The sequence below is a fragment of the Chloroflexota bacterium genome (assembly GCA_034717495.1).
Classification (GTDB): domain Bacteria; phylum Chloroflexota; class Anaerolineae; order JAAEKA01; family JAAEKA01; genus JAYELL01.
The window spans coordinates 1-7,740 of the sequence record JAYELL010000111.1 but is presented as its reverse complement, the minus strand read 5'-3'; the positions used below and the strand labels follow the sequence as shown (position 1 = coordinate 7,740).

General features: G+C 59.3%; 5 protein-coding genes and 1 tRNA gene. 2 read left to right on the top strand and 4 right to left on the bottom strand.

Translation table 11 applies throughout. The annotated features are described in order from the left end of the window. Nucleotides 1–397: 397 nt before the first annotated feature. The 4 genes from U9R25_19845 to U9R25_19830 all read right to left on the bottom strand — a co-directional run bounded on the left by U9R25_19845 (nucleotide 398) and on the right by U9R25_19830 (nucleotide 6,109). The gene (locus U9R25_19845) at nucleotides 398–1,603 is read right to left on the bottom strand and encodes a DUF3048 domain-containing protein (protein ID MEA3338146.1); all 1,206 of its coding nucleotides are present in this window, start codon (nucleotides 1,601–1,603) and stop codon (nucleotides 398–400) included. A 61-nt stretch (nucleotides 1,604–1,664) separates the two neighbouring features. Next, nucleotides 1,665–4,283 carry a cyclic nucleotide-binding domain-containing protein gene (locus U9R25_19840; GenBank protein ID MEA3338145.1) on the bottom strand — a complete coding sequence of 873 codons (2,619 nt, stop codon included), beginning with the start codon at nucleotides 4,281–4,283 and terminating at the stop codon, nucleotides 1,665–1,667. A gap of 115 nt (nucleotides 4,284–4,398) precedes the next feature. Beyond that, nucleotides 4,399–5,694: an SH3 domain-containing protein gene (locus U9R25_19835; GenBank protein MEA3338144.1), complete on the bottom strand. Its 1,296-nt coding sequence runs from the start codon at nucleotides 5,692–5,694 to the stop codon at nucleotides 4,399–4,401. A 330-nt stretch (nucleotides 5,695–6,024) separates the two neighbouring features. After that, a tRNA-Leu gene (locus U9R25_19830) sits at nucleotides 6,025–6,109 on the bottom strand. A gap of 69 nt (nucleotides 6,110–6,178) precedes the next feature. Here U9R25_19830 and U9R25_19825 point away from each other — a divergent pair. Both U9R25_19825 and U9R25_19820 read left to right on the top strand, forming a co-directional pair. Continuing rightward, nucleotides 6,179–6,769: a sigma-70 family RNA polymerase sigma factor gene (locus tag U9R25_19825; protein ID MEA3338143.1), complete on the top strand. Its 591-nt coding sequence runs from the start codon at nucleotides 6,179–6,181 to the stop codon at nucleotides 6,767–6,769. Between the two features lie 99 nt (nucleotides 6,770–6,868). Continuing rightward, nucleotides 6,869–7,447 carry a hypothetical protein gene (locus tag U9R25_19820; protein ID MEA3338142.1) on the top strand — a complete coding sequence of 193 codons (579 nt, stop codon included), beginning with the start codon at nucleotides 6,869–6,871 and terminating at the stop codon, nucleotides 7,445–7,447. The last annotated feature ends 293 nt before the right edge of the window (nucleotides 7,448–7,740 follow it).

The window sequence follows — 7,740 nt, the reverse complement described above, 5'->3', positions numbered from 1 at the left end:
GGCGACACGGCGAGGGGGCGACACGGCGAGGGGGCGACACGGGGATGGGGCGACACGGGGATGGGGCGACACGGTGACACGGCGACTTTGTGACAAGAGGAGAGAGCGACACGGCGAGCATCAGCGGAACCACCTCCTTTGTCACTGCGAGGAGATCGAGCGGCACGTCACGCTGGCACGCCGATCCCAGAGCGAGCGAGATCGACGTGGCAGTCTCAAACATTCTTCCGCCAAGCAGGTTGGGCGGAGGAGGACTCTGAGATTGCCACTGCGACACTGCGACTTCGCGACAGGAGGAAAGAGCGACGCGGCGAGGGGGGACACGGAGACACGGCGATGGGGCAATACGGCGGTCGGCGGTCAGTGGTCAGTGGTCATCTGCCGACGTGCAGGGTTGTTATTCGCCGAAGGTGACATCCATGTCCAGAGGAACAATCTGAATCCAGGTATTTCCGGGCTTGAGGGGGATGGGCTTAAAATTCCCGTCGACAAACAGCAGGGGAGCGTCTCGATTTGGCCTGAGCCAGATGCCCTCCTTGGCAACACCGTCGCGGAAGAGCTGCATAGGACCCTGGCCCCATAGCTGAATCTCCATCGACTTGGAGCCAAGGACATCCTCGGTGATCAAGGTGTCTACATGGTGGACATAAAGAACCACCACGTTGGCCGCGGTTAGCTGCTCGCCGGTGAGTTCTTCCAGGTGAGGCTTGCCCAGAATCGAACGTTGATAAAGGCCGGGATCAGAATTGTACAGGTACTGGACATCGGAGTATTCCTCGCTGTAAGGTATTTCGACCGTAGTGGCGGGATCGACGTCCTCGGGCAATTCATGGCTCCAGACCCAGCCGCGCTGGCGGGGAGGATCGGTCCAATTCTGAGATTCGGCAATCTGCCACAGCAATTGGGTATCGGTGAAAAGGGTGTGATCGTAGGCTCGCCCCGGCACCTCCAGTCGATAGAAACCGGGATCGCCACGCACGTCGGACAGGGTGGTGTCTGCAAAGTCGGAGCTGTCGAGCAGACGGGTAACTTCGCCGCTGGCTCCCGAATAGACCAGGAAGGAATCGAACAGCACCGGTATCTCCAGGTCGATGAGCCGTGCGCTTCGAACCGAACCGATTCGTTCGGCGTCCTGACTATGGTAAACGGCCGTGAAACGAGTGATGCCACCCTCGGCGAGATGTTCGATAACGATATCGGCAGTGCTAAGGCCGGATTGGGGCCGCACGATAGGGGAATTGGAGATCTTGACGGCCACCGCCATATGTTCCAACACAGAGGGGTCAGGGACTTCCAGTGCGGTAAACGGTGCGACGTTGTCGGGCAGTGTACCATTCCCGATCAGAGTCGGATCGTCGACCGTGGGCAACACCTTGGGAGGAGGAGGCAGGGTTGCTGTGGGTGTGGACTGTGGGCTCGCTGGTGCCCCAGGTGTGTCGGTAGCAATTGGCAGGTCATCCGGTCCGGCGGTCGGCGTCTTGGTCGGCGTGGCGGTGGTGCCTGACGTGGAATCCCCACAGGCTGACAAGCTGAGGCCAAAGAGCAGCAGGAGCAGGATTGTCGGCAACCACAGATGGTGGCTACGTAGCCTTCCGGATGACATGGGCGTGTGTTCTCTTTTGAGCCATCTCGGCACGGGTATCGATAGCCTGTGTTTGGATCAGCTACCGCGTTCGCTGAAAGATGACCTCGAAGGAATTATGGAAGAGTGTGTTGCCGCCGCCACCGCCTGGGCATTCAGCCTCATCGGCGAAGCCGGAGTGCAACGGCTGGGCGATTTCTGTGCTTCCCGGAGAGCCGTCGGGATTGGCCATAAACACCGCGTACTGGGCATTTTTCCACATGATGAACTCGGCCTTGCCTTCTCCCTTGGCGCCTGAAGGCATCTTGTCGAGAACCTGACCGTGGTTGCCCGCGTTGGCCTGAACCACCAACGGACCGTTTATCGGGTTGCCTGCGGCATCCAGTATCTTGACGAAAATATGATGTTTGCCCTTGTTCTCGCAAGGAGTCAAACGCCGCATGGAGACGAGACGCCATTCGACCGATGGTGTGGCAGTCGGTGGCGCTGCTACCGCAGCTCTGCCCGCCGTTCGGGCGATCACCGGTCGAGGGGTATTTGTCGGCACGGGGGTATTTGTCGGCACCGGTGTAAAGGTAGGCGTAAAGGTGGGCGTCGGCGACGGCGTATTGGTCGGCGTCGGTGTCACCGTCGGTGTATCGGTTGGAATGGGCGTGTCTGTAGGCCACGGCGTGAAGGTCGGTGTTGGCTCGATGTCCTCCGTATTGGCCATGGCTACGGCGACGCCACCTGCCTGCATTGGAGGGGGCGTGGGGGTTGGGGTATCGACTACCTCCAGCCCGCCGCGTACCGGAAGGGAGGCGGCCATGGTCATGGCCCTTGCATCCCCCTCGGCCGCTGCTACTGAACCGACAAACACCAGGGGAATGGCGAGACCACAGATATAGATGGTGAGGGCAACCAGAGCGAGCACGCCTAGCTTCATCAGCAGGCTGGCATCTTTGAACCAGTCGGTGGCGCTGTCGATGCCGCTCTTGATACCGGCAAACATGCCCGGTGAGGCGGGTTCGACCGCTGCCGGTGCAGGCCGTGCCGGTCGCCGCCGCGGCCTGGCTGCCGCCGCCGTTGTGGCCGCAACCGCTGCCGCAACGGGAACCTGTTCCCTTGTGGTGCTTCTCAGGCGGCTCTCCAGCACCCGGCTCAGGTTTAACGCCAGGCTGGGGTACTGGAGCATCAAATCTTCGAAGTCCTCCTGTCGCAACAGCCACACGTCCGTTTCGGCAGTGGCTCTGGCGGTAAAACCCCGTTGTCCCTCCAGGAGCAAGGCACCTTCGCCGAAGATGTCGCCGTCGCCCATGGTGGCTACGACCTGTCGTTCATCCTCGATGGCTACCTCACCCTCTTCGATCAGGAAGAGGCCGTCGGGCTCGTCCCCCTGGTAATAAACTACCTCGCCAGGCTGATAGCGTGCCGCGTGCAGCCGTTGGCGCACGGCCTCGAGCTGAGGTCGTGACAGGCCTGCCAGGAGTGATATCTGCCGAAGGTGACGGTCGAAGAAGGTTTCATCTGCGGCGGCCAGTCGCTGGGCCACGGCCTCGGTCATGGCTGCCTGGACAGCCGGATAACGCGCCACCAGCCGTTCGACATCGCTGCGATAGAGCATCCACAGATTTGTGTCTATCGCGGCTGTTGCGGTGCCTGTCCGGCTGCGCCCCGTGATCAGGGCCATCTCGCCGAACTCGTTGCCGCTGCCCAGGCGGGCCAGCATCTCGCCGTCGGCGTGAAGCTCAACCTGGCCGTCCTCGATCAGATACATGGCGTCGCCAGCATCGCCGCGACGGTAGATCACCTGCCCGGCGGGTACATGCTGAAGCAGTAGATTGCCTGCCAATTCCTGCAGAACATCGTCTGGCCAGCGGCTGAAGCTGGGCAGGGCACGCAGGCGTTCCATGGCCTGATTTTGATCGGCGGCACTGAGTGGGGCCCGCAATTCCCGGCTAAGCAGGGTGATCAGCTCGGGGAATTCGGCTGTTAACTCGGCAAAGGTATCGGCGCCCAAAGTCCAGAGAATGGAATCGCTGAAGACCTCAGCGGTCCGCACATGGGGCTTGCCGGTAAGCAGTGCCAGGTCACCGAAGACAGATCCTGCGCCGATGGCAACAGTGCCAGCAGCACTGGTGGGGTCGTACAGCCGGATCTGGCCCTGTTCGAGCACATAGAGCCCTTTCGCGGGATCGCCCGCATTGAACAGGGTTTGTCCAGCCAGGGCATCGGTCAGGGTCAATCGATCCACAGCAGCAAACAGGCTGGCGCGGCTGGCCCGACGCCAGCCGGGCACCGATTGCAGGCGGTTGCGCACGTAGTTGCGCATGGCAGCAATCGGGCTGCCAATGCCTCGGCTGAGGGCGATGCCCATCGTCGAGCTATTCTGGACCAGGCGCTCCATATCGGACGCGGACAGTGTCAGCGCGGTTACCGGACTTACTGCCTGAGCACCGGTTGCATAGGGCCGGTCCAGGATGAGATCCAGGTCACCCAGGGCGTTTCCTGGTCCCAAGGTAGCCAGGACAAGGCCGTTTTGGGAAACGAGGCGCACCCAGCCACTTTCCACAAGGATCATTCGGGTCGCCGGTTGCCCCTGGCGGAACAGGGTTTCGCCAGGTTCGAATTCGACCGGCCGCAGTTGCTCTGCGATGAGCAATTTTTCCGATGGCCCGAGCCCTGCGAAAAGGGGAACTCGGTCTAGGGGTTGAGATGTCACGGCGTGCATCACCTTTTGATATAAGAATAGCTCAGCAGCGTCTATGGGTTACGCCGAGCGAAAGTGGCAGGAAGAACTCGCCATGGTCCCGCAAGTTCAGGTATTAAGAACCGCGCTAAAATTGACGCTGAAAAGTAACCTCGTAGACATAATGTCCAACAGAAAACAGATACTGTTTGCTTTCCAGGTCGGCCCTGCAGCTCTCCGAATCGGGATGGGGCTTGCAGCTGCAATAACCAGCTGCTTCCATTAGATCAAAGGGAGGCCAGTCGGCACTCATCCCGCGTGATTGGCCACTCAAGGGGTTTCCATTTTCGTCGATGATCTCGACTACACCACCACCGCCCCTGTAGATATCCCAATGTACCTGTCCAGGAATTGGGTCGCCGGTGACCTTGATCTCCTTGGTAAATATCTCGCGCACGCGCGTGCCGTTCAACGGGTTTCCGGCAGCATCAACTACATTCACAAAGATGTTGTGATCGCCGCCGCTGCAATGTTGGGCATGTTCTCCAATGGAGCGCAGGCGGAAACCGGTGAGAGCAAAAGGAGGACCTGCCGGTTTCGGAGCAGGCGTGGCCGTAGGCGGTGCGGAGGGCGTCGACGTTGCCGGCGGAGGAGAGATATTTTCTATCAGCTCAATGCCGTCAACCGCGCCGCTGGCAGTGACGAGATTGGCAAAGACCCAACCCTGACTGCCGTCGGGAAAGGCAACCTGCCACCAACTGCTGTCGTTGTTGCGTCCAATGATATCTACGCTGTCACCCTGGCCCAGCTGTCCGGCCACCGGGTACAATGTCCCTGGCCCCTTGCGCACATTCAGTGCTTGTGAATCTGCCAATGCCTGAGGCGCGGGCACAGGTGTATCGGTGGGGATTGCCGTGGGTTCCGGGGTATCAGTCGGTGTAGCCGAAGGTTCCGGTGTATCGGTAGCCGTAGCTGCCGGCACACCGGTGCCGGTCGGCAATGGTGCTTCAGTCGGCGCCACTTCGGCTTGCGCGACAGCATGACCGGCGCTCTGGGAAGCCAGGTAGTCCTGGGCCATGCGGCTCAGCGGTCCGAGGGCCTCAGCCAGGGCTACGATCGAGAGGATCACCTGAGATTCCGCACCCTGCACGATATGTGTTTCTGCCAGGGCCAGCACTGATTGGGCCGGGTTGGGCAGGTTTAGTTCATCGAGCGCAATTTGGGCCGCACCCAGGTCTTCTGACTCGGCAAAACGGCTGGCAATCGCCATGACGGCAGCATCGCGCTCGAGCCGCCCAAGAGCCTCGGCCTTTTTATCCTTCGGCCCGCAGCTGCTCATGAGAAGCGCGGCCATGATCAACACAGCGAGAACCGCAACTGGTGTGTGACGATGGGAGCGGCGCTGCTGTTCAGTGCGTGTGTTAAATCGTCGGTCGGTTAACATAGAGAAGGGAATCGCCGCGCAGCGGCCAATTCCCTTGTCGCCTCCTATTTATTCGTTTTCGTCAAGACTCTGCCGCAGTAACAGTGGCAATGGGCAGCGTCTGGGTCGGCTGTTATCGATAAAAGCATTTGCGATCTAGGCCACCAGACTTGTCGAAAGAGCTCTCCAGGAACGGTTTAGCAATTTACTCAACAAGCAGTATAATGCCTCGGCTCGCATACGTCATCCGACGAGTGCTATCTCAGCCGGGAGCCCCGATCATGAGATTGCCACACTGTGGCGATTCGAACCGGGCACTGTTCGAAGGAATCTCATGGGCAGCGGAGCAGGTGCCGAAGGTGGGACTCGAACCCACATGAGCCTAATGCTCAACGGTGTTTGAGACCGTCGCGTCTACCAATTCCGCCACTTCGGCCCAGTTATTGACCCAGCCAGTATAGCCGAACATGAAATTTTCGTCAAAATTGCTCACTTTGTCGCTAATATGGATGAAAAAGCCCTGATCGAGGCTGCCAACCGAGGGGACCTGGCTGCCTTCAACAAGCTGATCCTGCATTATCAGGGTATGGCCTATAATCTTGCCTACCGCATTCTCGGCAATGCCGGTTTTGCCGAGGACGCCACCCAGGAGGCTTTCCTGAAGGCCTTTCGTTACCTGGGGCAGTATCGGGGCGGTTCCTTCAAGGCCTGGCTCCTGCGTATCGTTACCAACTCGTGTTACGACCAGCTTCGCCAGTTCCAGCGCCGTCCGACCAACTCCCTGGATGACGCGGCTGTGGATCCCGAACATGCCAGCCGGCTGATCGATCATGGGGAACAACCGGTCGATCATGCGATGAGGCTGGAATTGGGCAGATTGATCCAGCAAGGGATCGACCAGTTGCCCACCGAACAGCGCATCGTCGTGCTGCTCTCCGATGTCGAGGGCCTTAGCTATGACGAGATCGCCCAGGTGACGGACACGTCGCTGGGCACGGTGAAATCACGCTTGAGTCGGGCGCGCAGCAAACTGCGCGACTATCTGATGGAAAGACAGGAACTTTTACCCAGCCGATACCGTCTACAAAACGACTGACTATTGCCGGGAGATCAACTGAATGCCGCAGGATAGGAGCCCGTATTCGGGCGTGGACCAGGCGAGTCTGACCCGAAATCGCTGAAGCGAGCTGTAACGATGACGAAATACGATCGGGATTTGCCCGTTGCTGATGAACTGCTGTCTGCCTATTTGGATGGGCAGGTCAGCGAGACTGAAAGCGCGGTGGTCGACAGGTATCTCGAGAGGGAACCCGATGCCGCCAGACGGCTGGTTGCATTGACCTATGCTGTTGGGCTGTTGCAGGATATGCCGCGGGCCAGGGTGCCCAGGGCATTTACACTGGACGAGTCCATGGTGGCTGAGGCTGGAGCCCATCGCTGGGATTGGCTGGCCTGGCTCAAGCCCCTTTATCTGCGGGGTGCGGCTGCTCTGGTTGCCATTTGCCTCCTGGTGGTTTTGGTGGGCGACATAAGCGTAAGCAACCCTGCCTTGCATGCCACGGCGCCCCTACCCGCAAGCCAGGGTCAGTTGGCTGTGGAAGATGGGGATCCGACAGCGATTGTGGCTAAGACGGCGACGAGCGATCCTGCAAATCAACCTGCTGGAGATTTCCTGGGGCTGGCACCGGGTGTCCTGCTGGCGATCGAGATTGCTCTGGCGGTATTCCTGGTCGGCCTGCTCCTGGCAAGCTGGCAATTGAGTCGGGCACCCTGACCGATTGGATGAGCCATTCGCAACGCCTCTGCTTCGTGCGGAGGCGTTTTTTTACGCCCGTTTTTCTCGAGTTGACACCCGTTGCCCTGGCCGCGTATAATGCCATTAGTTAACGAAAGAGGGAGACAAGGAAAGAGGGAGACAAGTAGACAAGGAAACAAGTAGACAAGGAAACAAGTAGATAAGGAAACAAGTAGACAAGGAAACAAGTAGACAAGGAAACAAGTAGATAAGGAAACAAGTAGACAAGGAAACAAGTAGACAAGGAAACAAGTAGATAAGTAGACAGGTCA